Below are 17,643 nucleotides of genomic sequence, written 5' to 3'. Positions count from 1 at the left end.
CCGCGCGTCAAGGCTGTTTGGGCTGGATTGCGCGCCACTGCAGGAGGCGCTCGTAGATCGCAACGGCCTCCCCGTAGCCTGCGGAGCTGCGGATCCTGCTCAGGTTGCCGAGAGGGCGCCGCGATCTCGCGTCGAAACTCACGTTGTCGAAGCCTGCGCTCACGCCGCAATACAGCCTTCGACAGGCTCCCTCGGCATCGTCGAAAACAATCCTGCCGGCGTGAAGCCGTAGGGAGAACGTACAGGCCGGCCATGGGTCGTCCTCGCCCGGAACGCTGCGATAGACCAGCCGGGATCCTTCGACCTCCGCGATGCCGGAGAGGGTGCAGGCATGATGGCCGTTGATCTGTGTGTTGATGTAGAAGCTCCCCTGCCCGTAGGGGATGATCTCGAGGACGTGCTCGGTTCTGAAAGGGCGCTCGGGGTGGAGGAACTCGACCCTGACGGGAACGCGATAGGCGCCCGCCAGGTCTTGGATCGTCAGGGGCTCGGCCTGAGCTGCTGCCGGGGCGAGCCAGAGGAAGGCGGACAGGATCGTGATGCGGCGCATCGAGCATCCTCGTCCGATCATGGTCAGCGGGCTTTTCCGACCGCGTCGGCCAGCCGCTCCAAGCCGGCATCCAGGGTCGAGTCCTTCTTGGCGAAGCAGAAGCGCACCACGTTCTTCACCGCGCCCTCCGCGTAGAAGGCCGAGACCGGAATCGCCGCGACTCCATGCTCCATGACGAGGCGGCGGCAGAAGGCGACATCGTCGCTCTCGCCGAGGGGCGCGATGTCGATGTTGACGAAGTAGGTGCCCTGGCTCGGGATCACGTCGAAGCCCAGCGTCCGCAAGCCATCGGTGAAGCGGTCGCGGCTGCGGGCGAAATTCCTGCGCATGTCCTCGAAATAGGCATCGTCCTTGGCGAGCCCGTAGGCGACCGCATGCTGCAGGTTCGGCGCCGTGGTGAAGGTGAGGAACTGGTGGGATTTCGCCAGCACCTTCATGATGTGGGGCGCGGCGCACACGAAGCCGACCTTCCAGCCCGTGAGGCTGAAGATCTTTCCCGCCGAGCCGATCTTCACCGAGCGCTCGCGCAGGCCGTCGAGCGCCAGAATAGGCCGGTGCTGCCTGCCGTCGAACACCACGTGCTCCCAGACCTCGTCCGAGATCGCAATCGCATCGAAGCGGCGGCAGAAATCGGCCAGCAGGTTCAGGTCCTCGTCCGAGAACGTCGTGGCGGTCGGATTGAGCGGGTTGTTGAACACGACCGCCTTGGTCTTGGGCGAGAAGGCCTGCGCCAGCGTTTCCTCGGTCAGGCGGAAATGCGGCGGCTGCAGGGTGACGAATTTCGGCACGCCGCCGGCGAGCCGCACGAGGGGCAGATACGCGTCGTACATGGGCTCGAACAGCACCACCTCGTCGCCCGGCTCCACGATGCCGAGGATCGCGCCCGCGAGCGCCTCCGTGGCTCCCGACGTGACCATGACTTCGGTGTTCGCATCGAGATCGATGCCCTGCCAGTGCTTGTAGTGTGTGGCGATGGCCGAGCGCAGTTCCGGGATGCCCATCATCGATGGATACTGGTTGTAGCCGTTGAGAACCGCATCCGCCGCCGCCCGCCGCACATCCTCCGGGCCGGGATCGTCCGGAAAGCCCTGGCCGAGATTGATCGCGCCGGTCTCCCGGGCCAGGCTCGACATCACTTCGAAGACGGTGGTGGGCAGGTTGGCGAACAGATTGTTCATGCCGCTCTCTCAATCGGTGTTTATTGAAGTTGCTGATCTGCTTCGTAACATGGAGTGGCGGGAGATCGAACCGGCATTCATTTCAAAAAGACCAGCGCCTTGTGGCCCGCAGCTTGCGCTGCGAGCCTGAAGGGTGATCGAGGGTGGCGCGACAGGCAGCCCGGCTCGATGTGTGATGGTGAAAGGGAAGAGCCGAACTGTCTCTTCGCGCACGGCTTCTTTAGGCGGACAGGCGGTGCCGGCCCGGTGACCGCTCAAGGCGGGGTCCGTCTGCTCGACGGGGGCCTTGAACCGATTCCGACCACCGGCACGCAGCCTGGGCCTCCTGTCACACACACCTGCGTATCAGCACGTGCACAGGACCGTGCCTGCCTCCACACTGCGACGCCTCGCGAGCGCGCCCCTCGTCAGAGGCAGGTCTACACAACCTTATAGCCGAGCTTGCAGCTTTTGTCAAGAACAAAGCGAGAACAAACCTCGCCCTCTCCCCTTTGCGGGAGAGGGTGGCCTGCGTAGCAGGTCGGGAGAGGGGCCTCGCTCAACCGGACTGCCCCTCTCCCGGCTCACTCCGTTCGCCACCCTCCCCCGCAAAGGGGGGAGGGGCACACCCGATCTGGGTGGGAAAGGGATCACCCGCGCTCTGGCGACGCAGGCGCCGGTGGTCCTCGCCGACGCGCCTGTCGCGGCGCTTGACCGGCGCCATCGGCTCATCGTGCCCGAAGCCCGTGCCGGAGCCGCGGTGGCGATCCTGCACGACCTGAACTTGGCAGCCCGTTTCGCCGACCGTATCGTCCTGCCGGATCAGGGAAAAGTCGGGGCCTCCAGTCCGGTCGAGGCGGTGCTGACGGAAGCCCGCCTCGCTGTGAGCTTGGGCATTCGGGCATGGGGCGCACGGAGGAGGGGAGCCTTCTGGCGGTGGCCCAGGACCCTCTATCCAGCGCGTGAGGGGCTTGCGCTGGAGGCATCTCTGGTAGGACAAGGTTACATTGACAAAGGGGTGAGCCCATCCGATACCCCGGGGCAGCAGACGGCAGGGCCATGAATCGGCAGGATCTCAAGAAAACTCTCATTGTTGTGCACGATCTCGTGGTGACCGGCGTGGCCGTCCTCGCGACGTTCTTCGTGCGCTTCGAAGGGACGCTTCTGAACGAGCGGCTCGTTCACCTGCCGCTTTTCCTGCCGCCCTTCATCGCCTTTGCCGGCGTGGTCTACTGGTTCTCCCAGCTCTACCGCTCGAAGTGGCGCTTCGCCTCCCTGCCGGACCTGTTCAACATTTTCCGGGCCTCCAGCATCCTGGCCCTGACCCTGCTGGTGGTGGACTACATTCTCCTGTCGCCGCAGTTCCTGGGCACCTTCTTCTTCGGCAAGATCTCGATCGCCCTCTACTGGCTGATCCAGATGTTCCTGCTGGGCGGCCCGCGGCTTGCCTTCCGCTACCTGAAATACGCCCGGTCCCGGAACAGCCTGCAGCGGGATGCCAGCACGCCGACCCTGCTGCTCGGGCGCGTGGCCGATGTCGAGGTGATCCTGCGGGCCGTCGAGGCGGGCACCGTCAAGAAGATCCAGCCCAGGGGCATCCTCTCCTACCGTGGCGACGATCTCGGCCAGTCCATGCGCGGCGTGCCGGTGCTGGGCACCTTCGACGACCTCGATCAGGTGGTGCAGGACTTCCAGGAGCGGGGCGTGCCCATCCGCCGGCTGGTGGCGACCCCGAGCGCCCTGACGCCGGAGGCGAACCCGGACATGCTGCTCGCCCGCGCCCGCCGCCTCGGCCTGCCGCTGGTGCGGGTCACGAGCCTGGGCGAGGGCATGCGCAACGCCGAACTCGCGCCGCTCGAGATCGAGGACCTGCTCCTGCGCCCCACCGTGCAGATCGACCGGAAGCGGCTGGAGACCTTCATCCGCGGCAAGCGGGTTCTGGTGACGGGCGGCGGCGGCTCCATCGGGTCCGAAATCTGCACCCGCGCGGTGGCCTTCGGGGCGAGCGATCTTCTGATCCTGGAAAGCTCCGAGCCGTCCCTGCACCACATCCTCGAAAACCCGACGCTCCTGTCCAGCGACACCAACGTGGACGGGGTCATTGCCGACGTGCGCGACCGGGAGCGGGTGCGCGAGGTCATGACCGCCTTCAGGCCGGAGGTGGTCTTCCACGCGGCGGCCCTCAAGCACGTGCCCTATCTCGAGAGGAACTGGACCGAGGGCATCAAGACCAACGTGTTCGGCTCGGTGAACGTGGCCGATGCGGCGGTCGAGGCGGGCGCCGACACCATCGTGATGATCTCCACCGACAAGGCCATCGATCCGGTCTCGATGCTGGGCGCCACCAAGCGCCTCGCCGAGATGTACGGGCAGGCGCTGGACGCGGAGTTCATGGGCCGCAACGGCGCCACCCGCACCATCGCGGTGCGCTTCGGCAACGTGCTGGGCTCGGTCGGGTCCGTGGTGCCGAAGTTCAAGGCGCAGATCGCCCGCGGGGGACCCGTCACGGTCACCCATCCGGACATGGTGCGCTACTTCATGACCACCCGCGAGGCGGCCGACCTGGTGCTCACCTCCGCGTCTCATGCGGAGGAAAGCCGATCGCTCACGGAGCGCTCCAACGGGGACGAACGCGCCTCGGTCTATGTGCTGAAGATGGGCCAGCCCGTGCGCATCTATGAGCTCGCCGAGCGCATGATCCGGCTTGCCGGCTACGAGCCGGGCGAGGACATCGAGATCGCCGTCACCGGGGCCCGGGCCGGCGAGCGCCTGCACGAGATCCTGTTCGCCCGCGAGGAGCCGCGCACGGAAATCGGCATCGACGGCGTCATGGCGGCCAAGCCCATCTTCGCCGACCGCGAGCGGGTTGAGCAGTGGCTCAAGATCCTGGACCGCGCCCTCGCGGAGGGCGACCGGGCACTGGCCGAGCGGGTGTTCGAAGAGGCGATCCCCGAATTCAAGCGCCGGACGCCGGCCCCCCAGCTTGTCGCGCCAGTTCCGCAAGCGCGTAGCGCGTCGAACTGACCGGCTGCCAGCCTAAGCGCCTCAGGGCCTCCGGGCTCGCCACCAGCGAGCCCGCCAGCCGCTGATAGGCCTCGCCCTTTCCCGCCAGAGCCGCCGCCCCCTTGAGAACGAAGGACGGAACCGGAATCAGCCCCGGGGCGCGTCCGAAACCCTCGCGCAGGGCGGTCACCATCTCGGGGATCGTCACCGGCTCGGGATCGGCCACGATGAAGGGGCGCCTCAGAGGCCCGTCCGCCTTGAGCACCGTGTCCACCGCCGCCGCCAGGTTGTCGAGGCAGAGGAGCGAACGCCGGGCCCTCAGGCCGCCCAGGGGCAAGGGCCACGAGGATTGCGCAAGACCGAGCAGGGCAGCCATGTTGCCCTTCACGCCGGGGCCGTAGACGAGAACCGGCCGAAGGGCTGCCCAGTCCAGGCCGAGTTCGGCCAGCCCCCGCTCGGCTTCGAGCTTCGAGCGGCCATAGGCGTCCGTGGGGTTGGGCTCCATCTCCTCCGTCAGCACGCCCTCGGCCGAGGGACCGCTCTGGGCCCGGATCGACGAGAGAAAGACGAAGCGCTTCACGCCGGCGCGCTCGGCCGATTGGGCGAGCTTCACGGTCGCGTCCGTGTTGATGCTGCGGTAGTCGTCCTCCGGGCGGCCCGACATGGCGTGCGCCAGGCCCGCCGAGTGGATCACCATGTCCACGTCGCGCAGGGCTGCGGCCATGTTGTGCGGCGAGGCGATGTCGCCGATCACGGCGCTTGCGGCGCCCGCCGGCACCTCGGACGGGCGGCGCAGCAGCACCCGGACCCGGTAGCCGCGTCTGGGAAGCTCTGAGAGGAGGTGACGTCCGATGAAACCCGTCGAGCCGGTGAGGGCAATCAGGGGTGCGTTCATCAGGGAACCTCCAAAGGAATTGTCTGGCGTGGCGTGGAAAAGCGCCTGAGGAGCAGGCCGACGAGGGCGACCCCTGAGACGAGAGCCGCAGCCTGCACGGCGCCCGAGGGCCAGATCAGTGTCATAGCGGCGAGACCGGCCAGGACAAGGTTGAGCCCGAACACATGAGCGCTGACGTCGAGCGCCGAGAAGCCGTTGTCGGTGGCCTTCTGGTAGAAATGGCTGCGGTGCGCCTCCCACACCTTTTCACGGCGGCGTAAGCGCCGCAGCAGGGTGATGGTGGCGTCCATCAGGTAGTAGAGCGGCAGCAGCAGGGCCGCCCCGAGCGCACCGGTGCCGGCAAGCTCCAGCAGCATCCAGCCGACAAGGAGGCCGATGGGCAGCGAGCCCACATCGCCCAGGAAGAGTTTTGCAACGGGCTTGTTGAAAGGCGCGAAGCCGAGGAGGGCGCCGCAGAGAACAAGCGCAGCAAGGCCGCTGAGCGATGGCTCTCCGTCCGAGAACCAACTCAGGATGCCTATGAACGCCGTCACAGGGACCATCTCGGCGACTGTAATCCAGTCAAGTCCATCCATGAAGTTGACGAGATTCACGAACCAGACGCCGCCGAGAACGAGGAAAGCGTGTTCCAAGCCCAGCGGAATCCATTCGGGAAGAATGCGGATCTCGCTTGTGACAACGACAGCCGTCACGGCTGCGATCTGCAGAAGAAGACGCAAACCCGCAGGCAAAGGCCGAATGTCGTCGACTGCCCCAACTACTGCCAGGGTCAAAGATGCCAGCGCAACGCTCAGGAGCGGACGCGCCGTTTCGAATGATAGACCCGGGAGGCTCAGCAGGAGCGCCATCGGGATCAGCACCGTGCCGACCACGGCGATACCGCCTCCTTGAGGCGTCGGGATTCTATGGCTTGAGCGGGCATTGGGACGAGCCAATGCATAGCGGACGAGCAGCGGCTTCAAGATGACGATCAGCACCGCCGACATGCAAAATGCTGCAAAAATAATGGCCGTGAGAAGGGTAAAGCCGATGGCTGAGAACGGCTCGATGATGGCGGCGATGATGAAGCCTATCACGTACAGGCCGGCCCATATGGCCAGAAGCTTGAGATAATCCCAGATCATTGGACTCAAGCCCCGTGATATTCGCGATACCACGCGACGAAGCGCCGGATGCCCTCGTCCAGGGACGTCGCGGGCGCAAAGCCCACGTCGCGGCGCAGATCCGTCACATCCGCGCGGGTCTCCAGCACGTCGCCGGGCGGCAGGGGCACGTCGACGCGGTTGGCTTGTCTGCCCAACGCCTGCTCGATCAGGGCGATCAGCCGGTTCACCTCTTCGGGCGAATCGTTGCCGATGTTGTAGACCCGGTGCGGTGCCGCGCTCGTGGCCGGATCGGGGTTTTCCGCGTTCCAGGCCGGGTCGCCCGAGGGCGCGCGCTCGACCAGCCGCACGATGCCCTCCACGATGTCGTCCACATAGGTGAAGTCGCGCCAGACCCGGCCGGCGTTGGCCACCTGGATCTCGCGCGCTTGGGCGATGGCGTGGGTGAACTTGTACACCGCCATGTCGGGCCGGCCCCAGGGGCCGTAGACGGTGAAGAAGCGCAGGCCCGTGCAGGGCAGGCCGAAGAGCGACGCATAGGAATGCGCCATCATCTCGTTCGCCTTCTTGGTGGCGGCATAGAGGCTGATCGGGTGATCCGTGGTGTCGTGCTCGGAGAACGGCAGCTTGCGGTTGGAGCCGTAGACCGAGCTCGACGAGGCATAGACGAGATGCTGCACGTCTCCATGCCGGCAGGCTTCCAGCATGCTCATGAAGCCCATGAGATTGGAGGCGGCATAAGGCTGCGGATCGACGAAGCGCACGCCCGGCTGGGCCGCCAGATGAATGACCCGCTCGAAGCGGTGGTGCTGGAACAGGTCGCGGGTGGCCTGCTGGTCGGCGAGGTCCAGGCGCTCGCCGAGAAAGGTGTTGTGGGGCGTGAGATTGGCGAAGCGGGCCTCTTTGAGGCCGATGTCGTAGTAGGGCGTGAAGCTGTCGACGCCCACAACCTGGTGCCCGTCGGCCAGGAGCCGCTTGACCACATGATAGCCGATGAACCCGGCCGCACCGGTCACAAGAATGGGAGACGTCATGATGGGCCCGCTTCGACAATTCGCGAGCACAATAGTGGATTTTTCGCCAAAGGGGAGACTGTTCACAAGGAACAGCCCTCGCCTGCACGAGGGCTGTCGGTCATGTGGCCCATCGCTCCCTGCCTGAGCCGGTTCAGATGACGAAGAAGTCCTTATAGGTCATCTGGAGGTCTTTGGAGAGCGTGGCGATCTCCACCTGCTTACCTTTGCCCGATCCGTCGGCGTCGTAGAAGAGCTTGCCCTTGGCCTTGTCGTAGATGATGAAGTCGTTCTTGTCCTTGGCCTTGGAGCCCGTGACGAAATAGCTGCTCTTCAAAAGCGCCGGCTTGCTCTCGGTGCCCTTGGGGCCGAGCGCGCTGAAGAAGGCGTTGTCGAGCCAGATGCTGTCGTCGCTGACGCTGAAATCGACGATCTTGTCCTTGTTCGTTCTGGCGTTCGCCTTGTTGTCGAACACGAAGGCGTCCTTGCCCGTGCCGCCGGTGAGCTGGTCGTTGCCGGACCCGCCCCAGATCTTGTCGTTGCCGCCCTTGCCGTCGATCTTGTCCTTGCCGCCGTGACCGTAAAGCTTCTCGCTGCTGGCCTTGCCCTTGATATTGTCGGCCTTGTTGGGACGGAAGCTTGCCTCCATGGTTGCCGCATCGACGAAAACGGGGTCGGAAACAAGGATCTTGAACGAAACGGATTCCTGGGACGAGCGTGAACCGTCCAGGCCGGAGCCCTGGGTGAAGACGAGCTTGCGAACGGCGTCCTGCACCTGGGCCGGGGTACCGGTGACTCTGTAGATGCCGGTTTCCGGATCATAGGTGCCGCCGCTGAGGCTCGAGGCCAGGAAGCTGCCCTTCTTGGGGTCGCTGATCTTGATGGTGACGGTCAGCTTGTCGTTGTTCGGGTCGGTGATCGACACCGACGAGAACGGACGACCTCCATCCGCGATCGTCTTGGCAGCGGGGATGCCTGTGATCTCAGGCGGAAGGTTCTTGCCGCCCGTGCTCCAATTGCCGCCCCTGTCCGTTGGCACAAAATGGTCGCGAAGCCACTTCGTGACGGTCACATATTCCTGAATGGGTTCGTGACCTGTGGTTCCATCACCATCATTCAGGATATGAAAGCCGATCAGCTTCTGAAAATCGTCCGGGAGCGCTTCAGAAGTATTCTGGTAAGTCAGAGCTCGGATAAATTTCTGAACGATGGCAGGGGGAGCCGATCTGTACTCCCCCGGATCTTCCGGATCAGGAAATAAAAGTCCAAAACTGTATCCGGTGCTCCGAGGCGCGACCACGGCAACAAAGCCATCAATGGTGATTCTGCTTCCAGAATTCAGGCCGTCGGTAGCAGTAATCCCGTTTCCCTGGACGAATCCAAGTCGATCGTGCTGCGGGTCGCCCAACACCACACCGACTGATAAGTTCACAATCCCGTAACCGCTGATAACCTCAGCATTGTTGCGCCAGTCGAGATACTCGGGACCAGCACCGTCATCGATGCGGATGTAGTCGCCATCGAGATTCCATGTATCAACGGTCGTCGGCATAAAGTCATCCTCATGAACGTTCGTGCACCGCCTGTTTGGGTGCAGTGTCCGAAGAGGATTACTATACGTTATATAGAATCAAAATCGATGTGAGCTGCCCCATGGGTGAGCAGGCTTGTGCCATGGCAGACGAAGCACACCGGCAGCAGAGGCCGAAGAGCCGCTCATGCCCGGCGCCGACTTCAACAGATAATCAGATCAGCTTTCGTCAGCCTGGGCCAGAACAGGCTCGGCCCATTCGGATGCAGCTTCCTGATCCGCGGCCTCGAACGAGAAGCATTGCCGCTCCCGGGCCATGAAGGCGGTGGGCATCACGGCCTGCATCTCGGCCTCGGCGGCTTTGAGATAGGCGTCGTCGTGGCCGGGGTAGAGGTGGAAGATGGCGAGCGCCTTGACGCCGGCGGCCTTCGAGAGCTCCACGCCTTTCTGCCAGGTGGAATGGCCCCAACCGCGGCAGTAGGAATATTCGGCATCCGAGAACATGCCGTCGAAGATCATCAGGTCGGTGTCGCGCACGAAGGCGGCGAGATCGGGATCGGGCCAGGGGTCGCTGTGCTCCACGTCGCTGATGTAGCAGACGCTGCGGCCGCCGTGGCTGAGACGGTAGCCGGTGGCGCCGCCGGGGTGGTTGAGAAGGTGCGTTTCGATCCGGGTCCCGTCGTCGAAGGTGATCGGCTCGCCGGCCCTGAAGCCGTGATACTCGAACCGGGCCGGAAGCTGGCCGAGGCGCACCGGAAACAACGGCGGGGCGAAGAGCCGGCCGAGAGGCTCCATGGCGCTCTCGCCCTCCAGATGCCCGCAATAGGTGCGGATCACGCGCTCCTTGGCAAGCAGCGCCGGCTTGAAGAAGGGCAGGCCGCTGATGTGGTCGAGGTGAAGGTGGCTGAGGAGGATGTCGATCTTGTCGGGGGCGTTCGGGCCGAGGTTCATGCCCAACGCCGAGAGGCCGGTGCCCGCATCGAGAATGAAGAGCCGCTCGCCGCACCGGACCTCGACGCAGGGCGTGTGCGATCCGAACTCGACGAATTGAGGTCCGGATGCGCAGGTGGAGCCGCGTGTGCCCCAGAACCGGACCTGCAGTGCGTCAGAGGATGCAACACGCCTTACCATGGCAGGATCATGATGTAACGAAAACCCCACTTATGTGCGCTGGCGCACATGGACTGCGGTAAGCTGCCCACGACAGGGATGACCGGTCAAGACCAAAGATGTCACGCACTTAACGCCTCCAGGCGCCGGGTGCGGCGCTCCATCACAGGTTCGCCCCGCTCGAAATGGATAACCGCATCGAAGGGCGGTTGATCCATGGCCGGCGAGATCGCGGGCGTCACGAGGATCAGGCCGCGGCCGACGAGCGCCCGGCGCAGGTTCATCACCAGCTTGTCGGCGGCCGGTCCCGGCAGGCCGTCGAGGGCCCGCTGGACCACCAGAATGCTCGGCCGGCGCACGAGGCCGCGCACGAGATCGACGGCGGCCAGTTCGGTGAGAGTCAGGTCGTCCCCTTGCGGATCGATCGGCGTGTCGAGCCCGATGCGCGAGACCTCGCCGTCGAGGCCGCGCTGGGTCAGCACCCGGCGGGTCACCTCCTGCACCGCCTCGAGGGCGCCCGCCTGGTCGGCCGCGATACGGCCGAAGAGCAGGTTGTCCTGAATGCTCGCCGCCGCGCAGAAGCGCGCCTCGTCGTAGAACTCGATGGCCGATTTCAGGCTCACCGGCAGCATGCGGGCGAAATCGGCCCGGGCCACGAGGATGCGCTCCTCCAGGCCCGGTTCGAGCAGCCCCAAGCGGTGCCGGCTCTCGTTGTAGCGCAGCGCCAGTCCGATGAGGCGCTCCTGATCGCGCGAGGTCTTGTCGCTGCGCCGCTGCTCGTTCTTCCGGTCGACGAGATCCTGGAAATAGGGCCGGTCCGCCGCCGAGAAGAAGGAGAAGCGGTCGAAGAGCGGGGACCCGTCCGGGATCTCCGAGAAGATCTCGATCATGCTGGTGGCGATGGACAGGCCCATGCGGGCGAGCGGCTTGGTGAGCTCGTTGGCCTCCAGGATGGCGCGCACGAAGGGGTGGCCGGACAGGCGATCCTCGTGGAAGGCATCGCCGATGGGCTTTCCGAAGAGCAGGTTCTCGCCGATCGTCGCATAGCGGTTGTAGCGCGTGGCGCTGAAGGGATCGACGAAGCGGTCGAGGTTCTCGGTCGCGAGCGCCGCCTCGACGAAGCGGCGCGCCTCCACGATGGCGGCCGCGAACTTCGGCTCCTGCACCGGATCGATGGTCCCGGACAGGCCGCGGGCATGGGTCAGCCGGTCGAGCCCGGCGATGGCGATGGCCTCCGAGAGGCGATGCCTCATTTCATCCGCCGGTGCGGAGCAGCCATAGAGCAGGTTGTCCTTCAGGCTGCCCTCGATCAGCACCGTCTGGCCCGTAAAGGCGATGCGCTGGCTGCGCTCCACGGGGCTGGCGGCGGCGAGATCCACGCCGCCATAGGTCAGGCGGCCCATGGAGGGCGGCAGCTGGCCGCTCATGAGAGCCGCAAGAAGCCTCGGGCCCGCATCGCCGTCGCCCACCAGGGCCACATGGGACGGGAACGCGAGGGTGAGGTTGACCGATGCAACGCGCGCGCCGCCCGCCGGATCGTAGGCGGAGACGCCCTGGGCCACGAGGGCGCCGTTCTCCGGCAGGCTGGCCTTGCCTTTAAGGGCGGCGCGCAGCTTCAGCGGCGCCAGTCCCTTGCCGAGATCGATGAGCAGCGCCCTGGCCCGCATGATCAGCCGGTGCCACTGCACCACCTCGCGGATGCCATAGGCGGCGAGCGCCGCCGCAAGCACGCTGGCCGCGACCGTTCCGGCCGTCAGGGGGCGGGTCTGCGAGAACCAGGCGCCGAGGGCCAGAACCGCCAGGGGGGCGATCATGAGCGCGGCCGCGGAGGCGGCCTCCGTGACGGCCAGGCGGTATTCCTCCCGCATCACCGGGCGGTGGCCGCTCATGAGAGCCCGGCGCACGCGGTCGCGCTCGAACGGCGCGGTGCCATGGGCGCGCAGGGCCGGCAGGCGCTGCTCCAGGCCCGCGAACACGCCTTCCGCCTCGTCGCCCTCCCGGTGACGGGCGGCGGCAGCGTCGAAGCGCAGGAGCGCCCGGCGGGCGCTCACGATCATGGCAAGGGCCAGCACGACGGCGAGAACCGCGCCCAGGTACCAGTCCATGACGAACACATAGGCGCAGGCCAGCCCGATCATGCCGCCGAGCTTCACCGGGATCAGAAGGCTCGATCCCAGCACGCCGTTCTCGCGGGCGAGCCCCCGGGAGGCGAGCGTCGAGATCATAGCGATCTCGTCATGCGACGCGGAGGGCACTTTCAGGATGATGTCGAGGGCCGCCGACTGCGTCCGCGTCAGCATCTGCACGCCGATCCCGACCGCCACCCATTCGAGGGCCACCAGGATCAGCCCGAGAGCCAGGGGGATGAGCAGCACGCCGATGACGGCCGCCAGCGCGAAGGTCTCGGGATCCAGGGCAAAGCCGGGAAACAGGACCAGGGATCCGGGCCACAGGTCGGCCGGCGGCGTGAGGGCGATCCGCAGGAAGCTGGCCGGCGCGTTCCAGGCGTCGGGGCCGCCGGTCGCACGATCCACGATCTGCCGGACCAGATCGAACCCGATCAGGATCAGAAAGCCCGCCAGCAGCAGGAGCCCGAAACCCGCAAGATGGCGGGCGGGCGAGGTTTTCCAGGCCAGGCGCAACGGGTCGCGCTCGATGACGGCTCCCAAGAGCAGCTCCAATGATCGTTCGGGTTCGTGACGTTAGCGGAACCTAGAGCATCCGGGCCAAAAGGGGAAACCACTTTTGGGATCCGTCGATGCGCGATTCGTCAAATAGCGCATCATGTTGAGAGGAAAACCGGATCCCCTTTTCACGAACGGTCGCGGCCGGAAAGCGCGCTCCGGCACAAATGAGGCGTCCCGTGTTTCGTCATCAGCGCCGATTTGCCCTCTCGCCGCGCCGCGCTTCGACTCTATGTCCCCTGCCTTGGTTGCCTGCCATGGAGGATCGGTGAGCCCGCCCATGACGTCCCGTCTGCCGTCCCCCCTGCCGATCGATCCGGTCTTCCAGCTCGTTCTCGAGGTTCCTGCGCTTACCCCAAGGCCGGATCTGCCGCGCCGCCTGACCGCGCTCTTCCAGGAACTCGCCATGGACGAGCCGCCCCGGCCCGTGGAGGAGATCGAAGACCAGATCTGGGCCCTGTGGAGCTCGCACGAGGACCGGATCGCCGAGGAGACCATGGCGGCGGCCGTGGATGCCTTGGGCTCGGGATCGCTCAAGAAGGCCCGGCCGCTGCTCGACCATCTGGTCGCCATGTATCCGGACTGGCCGGAGGCCTGGAACAAGCGGGCGACGCTCGCCTCCATCGAGAAGCGCGATGCGGACAGCCTGCTCGACATCGCCCAGACCCTGCGCCTGGAGCCGCGCCATTTCGGCGCCGTCGCCGGCTTCGGCAATCTCTGCCTGCGCCACGGCCACCTCAACGAGGCGCGCGCCGCCTTCCAGATCGCGCTCGGGATCAATCCGCACATGGAGGATCTGCGCGACATGCTGGAGAACCTGTCGCCGCATCACCTCATGCTGCATTAGGCATCGGACCCAAAAGTGGACTTGCACTTTTGGGATCGAATCCGATGCTTTCTTCTTGAGTGAGAGCATCGTCCGAGCGGAAAAACCGGATCCACTTTTCCGCACGATGCTCTGGACGCTTCCGCCTTCGGCACCGGACCCGTCCGTCATGGAGCGCGGTTGTCCCTGGAAAGAATCCAGGAGACCCGTGATGGCAGATGATTCCCACAGTCCTGCATCGGCGCCGAGCGAGGACGAGCGCTGGAACGCCCTGGCGGAGCTCGACGACTGGCTGCGGACCCCGATGCTGGTGCTCAGCTTTCTGTGGCTCCTGCTCGTCGTGGTCGAGCTGATCTGGGGCACCTTCGACGCGCTGGAGACCTTCGGCACCGCGATCTGGATCGCCTTCATCGTCGAGTTCGTCGTCCGTTTTGCGCTCGCGCCTGAAAAGACCGCGTTTCTCAGCCGGAACTGGCTCACCGTCATCGCCCTGATCGTGCCGGCCTTCCGGCTCTTTCGCGCCTTTCGCGTCCTGCGGGCGGCCCGGGCGGCCCGCGGCCTCCGGCTGGTGCGCATCGTCGGCACGGCCAACAGGGGCATGAACGCCCTGCGGGCGAGCCTGAGCCGGCGCGGCCTCGGCTATGTCACGGGCCTGACCATTCTGGTGGCGCTGCTCGGCGCCGGGGGAATGCTCGCCTTCGAGCCCGCCTCGCAGGTGGACGGGGGATTTGCAGGCTACGCCGATGCCCTGTGGTGGACCGGGATGCTGCTGGCCACCATGGGGTCCGAGTTCTGGCCGAAGACCCCGGAGGGGCGGATCCTGTGCTTCCTGCTCGCCCTCTACGGCTTTGCCGTGTTCGGCTACATCACGGCGAGCTTCGCGTCCTTCTTCGTCGGGCGCGACGCCGAGTCGGACCAGGGCGAGGTGGCAGGGTCGCGGGAGATCGCCGCTCTCAGGGCCGAGATCGCGGCCCTGCGGCAGGACCTGCGGCGGGGAGGCGATGCCCCCGGCGCCTCCCCGCCGCGATGATCAGGACCGGCGCCGCGACGATGGCCTGCTCTCTGCCGGTGCGCGGTCGCTCTCGCCCTCGACCGTGACCTCGTTCAGGTGGCGGGGAGAGGGCGGATTGTCCCCGGCCGGCCAGCCCTCCCGCTGACGGCGGCGGTCTCCGTCCGCCTCGTCCGTCTGGTCGTGCAGAAGGACGACGTTGGTCGCGAAGGGCAGATCGATCTCGGCCTCGGTCAGGGCCCGCTTCATCGCCCGGACCACACGGCCCTGGGTGCGCACCACTTCGGAGCGCTTGGAGTGGGTCCACCACCGGACGCGGATGTTGATGGAGGAACTGGCGATCTCCCAGGCGAAGGCCTCCGGCCCCGGGTCCTCCGCCACGCCCTCGACGTCGCGGATCGCCGCGAGGATGACGTCGCAGGCGTGGTCGATGTCGTCGCTGTACCCGATCCCCACGTCATACTGGCTGCGGCGCAGCGGGAAGGCGGTGTTGACCGTAACCGCATCCGTATAGACGGCGCTGTTCGGGATGATCACCCGGCGCCCGTCGTAGGTTTTGATCAGTGTCGCGCGCGCCTCGATGTGCTCGACCGTACCCTCGTGCTTGCCGACGACGATCTGATCGCCTTGCCGGAATGGCTGGCGCAGGAGGATGAGCAGGCCGGCCAGCCAGTTCTGCAGGATGTCCTTGAAGGCGAAGCCGATGGCAATCGAACCGATGCCGAGGGTCGAGAGAAGATTCGCCGGGCTGATCGACGGAAAGATGATGGTGGCCACCACGAGAAAGCCAAGCCCGATGACCGCCCAGCGTGCGGCACCGGCCAGCATGATGGCGAGGTCCGGCCGGCTCCGCCGCTTGAACACCCGCAGCACGGCCCGGCGCGCGATGCCGGCGGCCACCAGGAAGACTCCGGAGGCGACAAGGGCGATGCCGAGGTTGGGCAGGATCCACCAAAAGCCCTCGATGTAGCCTTCAATGCGCTCCAGGCTGATTCTGGTATCGGGCTGCAAACGGACCTCCGCGGCGGTGAGCAATCGGGTCGAACGTGACAGCCGCGCGATCGGTTCCTGGCCGCGTCACCGGCCGGTCGATGCGCCGCACGGGCGGCGATCCGGTTCCATCGTCCCGCGGCATGCCAGCCCCTCGCTCCCGGCATTTGCAAGCCTCCACACAGCCGAGCTATGCGACATCATGGCCCTGCGCGATCTCTTCCTGATGTTTCTCGTCTGCTTCCTGTGGGCGGCCCATACCATCGTCAGCAAGATCGTGGTCTCAGACATGGAGATCCCGCCCCTGTTCTATGCGGCCGTGCGCTTCGGCATCGTGGCGGTGCTCGCCTTGCCTTGGCTGCTGCCGGCGCCGCGACCGCGATGGCGCATCCTTCTGGTCGGGTTCCTGATGGGAGGAGGCGGTTTCGCCCTGTTCTTCCTCGGCATCAGGACGGCGAGCCCGTCCAGTGCCGCGGTGGTCAGTCAGCTCGGCATCCCGATCACGGCCCTTCTCTCCCTCCTCCTTCTGAGGGAGCGGATCGACGGCAGGCGAGCGCTCGGCATCGTGCTGACCTTCGCCGGCGGCGTGCTCGTGATGTGGGACCCGGGCGGCGGCTTTCCGCTCTCGGCAGGCCTTCTTCTGGTTCTGGCCTCCACGGCCGTGGGTTCGCTGGCCGCCGTGATGATGAAGCAGATCGAGGGCGTGAAGCCGCTGCAGTTCCAGGCCTGGATCGGGCTGTCCTCGGTGATGCCCATGATCCTCCTGACGACGACGCTCGAGACGGGCCAAGTGGACAAGGTGATGGAGGCCGGCTGGAACTTCGTGGCAGCCCTGCTGTTTTCCGCCCTCGTCGTGTCGCTGATCGCCCACACGATCTACTACGGCCTGATCAGGAAATATCCCGCCAACATGATCGCCCCTCTGCTGATCATGAACCCTCTGCTCACCGTGACCTTGGGCATTCTGGTGACGGGCGACCGGTTCGACGCGCGGATGGCCGTCGGGACGGGACTTGCCCTGTGCGGCGTCCTGATCATTGCGCTCAGGCGCAACCACCTCATGCGATTGGCCTGGGCGCGGTGGAAGCGCTTTCGTTAGAGCATCCTGCAGCCCTCCGGGTCCGCAGGATGCTCTCGCTCAAGAGGAATGCATCGGATTGATCCCAAAAGTGCAAGTCCACTTTCGGGTCCGGTGTTTTGGCGGGGATTTTCCGAGCAAGCGCGACAACGGGGCCGTTGCGGGACGGCGGCGGGGGGATGATACCCTACGCCCCATGTCCGATTCGTCCGCAGCCTTTTCCCGTCCCATCGTCCTGCCCGTCGACGGGCGCCAGTCGCCGGTGGCGGCCGGCGTTCAGCGCGGCGTGCGCCGCCTGTTCTCGCAGCTCGGCCACGTGACCTTGCCGGAATTCACCCTCGCCAACGGCCGGCGCGCCGACCTCATCGCGCTCGCGCCCGACGGGGCGCTCACCATCGTCGAGATCAAGTCGAGCGTGGCCGATTTCCGGGCCGACCGGAAATGGCCCGATTACGAGGATTTCTGCGACCGGTTCTACTTCGCGGTGCCGGAGACGGTGCCGTTCGACATCCTGCCGGAGGATCGCGGCCTGATCATCGCCGACAGCTTCGGCGCGGCGATCCTGCGCGAGGCATCGCATCACCCGCTGGCGGGCGCGCGCCGCAAGGCCGTGACCCTGCGCTTCGCGCATGCGGCCGCATCCCTGCTGCACGCGCTGGCCGATCCCGACAGGATCGCGGACGGGCGGCTTTGA

At 66.0% G+C, this 17,643-nt stretch carries 15 protein-coding genes; 6 read left to right on the top strand and 9 right to left on the bottom strand.

All coding sequences use genetic code 11. From position 1 onward, the window contains the following. Positions 1-7: 7 nt before the first annotated feature. Positions 8-550 (bottom strand): hypothetical protein, encoded by a 543-nt coding sequence (locus MA07_RS18480; RefSeq protein ID WP_152568917.1) that lies wholly within the window; start codon positions 548-550, stop codon positions 8-10. A gap of 23 nt (positions 551-573) precedes the next feature. Continuing rightward, a complete protein-coding gene (locus MA07_RS18475) occupies positions 574-1,728 on the bottom strand; it encodes an aminotransferase (RefSeq protein ID WP_036354401.1) in 1,155 nt (384 codons plus the stop codon). Between the two features lie 658 nt (positions 1,729-2,386). Between MA07_RS18475 and MA07_RS27965 the strand changes: the two genes are divergently transcribed. Together MA07_RS27965 and MA07_RS18465 are read left to right on the top strand one after the other, a co-directional pair. Continuing rightward, positions 2,387-2,770 (top strand): hypothetical protein, encoded by a 384-nt coding sequence (locus tag MA07_RS27965; RefSeq protein WP_052003302.1) that lies wholly within the window; start codon positions 2,387-2,389, stop codon positions 2,768-2,770. Beyond that, entirely contained in the window at positions 2,767-4,731 is a 1,965-nt protein-coding gene (locus MA07_RS18465) for a nucleoside-diphosphate sugar epimerase/dehydratase (RefSeq protein WP_036354398.1), read from the top strand. Before MA07_RS27965 ends, MA07_RS18465 begins: the two co-directional genes overlap by 4 nt. On the opposite strand, the gene MA07_RS18460 is transcribed toward MA07_RS18465, so the two are convergent. The 6 genes from MA07_RS18460 to MA07_RS18435 all read right to left on the bottom strand — a co-directional run bounded on the left by MA07_RS18460 (position 4,664) and on the right by MA07_RS18435 (position 13,031). After that, positions 4,664-5,605 carry an NAD-dependent epimerase/dehydratase family protein gene (locus MA07_RS18460; RefSeq protein ID WP_036354395.1) on the bottom strand — a complete coding sequence of 314 codons (942 nt, stop codon included), beginning with the start codon at positions 5,603-5,605 and terminating at the stop codon, positions 4,664-4,666. The two genes, MA07_RS18465 and MA07_RS18460, sit on opposite strands and share 68 nt — an antisense overlap. Continuing rightward, complete coding sequence (locus MA07_RS18455; RefSeq protein WP_052003323.1) at positions 5,605-6,591, bottom strand: glycosyl transferase; 987 nt, start codon at positions 6,589-6,591, stop codon at positions 5,605-5,607. The genes MA07_RS18460 and MA07_RS18455 overlap by 1 nt, the downstream gene beginning before the upstream one ends. A 143-nt stretch (positions 6,592-6,734) precedes the next feature. Next, positions 6,735-7,742, bottom strand: a complete 1,008-nt coding sequence (locus tag MA07_RS18450) for an NAD-dependent epimerase/dehydratase family protein (protein ID WP_036354392.1) — start codon at positions 7,740-7,742, stop codon at positions 6,735-6,737. Between the two features lie 133 nt (positions 7,743-7,875). Continuing rightward, positions 7,876-9,273 carry a calcium-binding protein gene (locus MA07_RS27960; RefSeq protein WP_052003301.1) on the bottom strand — a complete coding sequence of 466 codons (1,398 nt, stop codon included), beginning with the start codon at positions 9,271-9,273 and terminating at the stop codon, positions 7,876-7,878. 198 nt (positions 9,274-9,471) lie between these two features. Continuing rightward, a complete protein-coding gene (locus MA07_RS18440; RefSeq protein ID WP_036354389.1) occupies positions 9,472-10,383 on the bottom strand; it encodes an MBL fold metallo-hydrolase in 912 nt (303 codons plus the stop codon). Positions 10,384-10,484: 101 nt separating this feature from the next. Continuing rightward, positions 10,485-13,031 (bottom strand): hypothetical protein, encoded by a 2,547-nt coding sequence (locus MA07_RS18435; protein WP_052003300.1) that lies wholly within the window; start codon positions 13,029-13,031, stop codon positions 10,485-10,487. Positions 13,032-13,326: 295 nt separating this feature from the next. On the opposite strand from MA07_RS18435, the gene MA07_RS18430 reads away from it, so the two are divergent. Next, positions 13,327-13,893, top strand: a complete 567-nt coding sequence (locus tag MA07_RS18430; protein ID WP_052003299.1) for a hypothetical protein — start codon at positions 13,327-13,329, stop codon at positions 13,891-13,893. A gap of 190 nt (positions 13,894-14,083) precedes the next feature. Next, positions 14,084-14,902, top strand: a complete 819-nt coding sequence (locus MA07_RS18425; RefSeq protein WP_036354386.1) for a potassium channel family protein — start codon at positions 14,084-14,086, stop codon at positions 14,900-14,902. Here MA07_RS18425 and MA07_RS18420 read toward each other — a convergent pair whose 3' ends face one another. After that, on the bottom strand, positions 14,903-15,892 hold the full coding sequence (locus MA07_RS18420; protein ID WP_052003322.1) for a mechanosensitive ion channel family protein: 990 nt from the start codon (positions 15,890-15,892) through the stop codon (positions 14,903-14,905). 16 nt (positions 15,893-15,908) lie between these two features. Between MA07_RS18420 and MA07_RS18415 the strand changes: the two genes are divergently transcribed. Further along, on the top strand, positions 15,909-16,970 hold the full coding sequence (locus tag MA07_RS18415; protein ID WP_244445282.1) for a DMT family transporter: 1,062 nt from the start codon (positions 15,909-15,911) through the stop codon (positions 16,968-16,970). A 175-nt stretch (positions 16,971-17,145) separates the two neighbouring features. Beyond that, complete coding sequence (locus MA07_RS18410; protein ID WP_036354375.1) at positions 17,146-17,643, top strand: MmcB family DNA repair protein; 498 nt, start codon at positions 17,146-17,148, stop codon at positions 17,641-17,643.

It is taken from the genome of Microvirga sp. BSC39, from assembly GCF_000739015.1.
Classification (GTDB): Bacteria; Pseudomonadota; Alphaproteobacteria; order Rhizobiales; family Beijerinckiaceae; genus Microvirga.
This window is presented reverse-complemented; position numbering and strand designations above follow the sequence as displayed.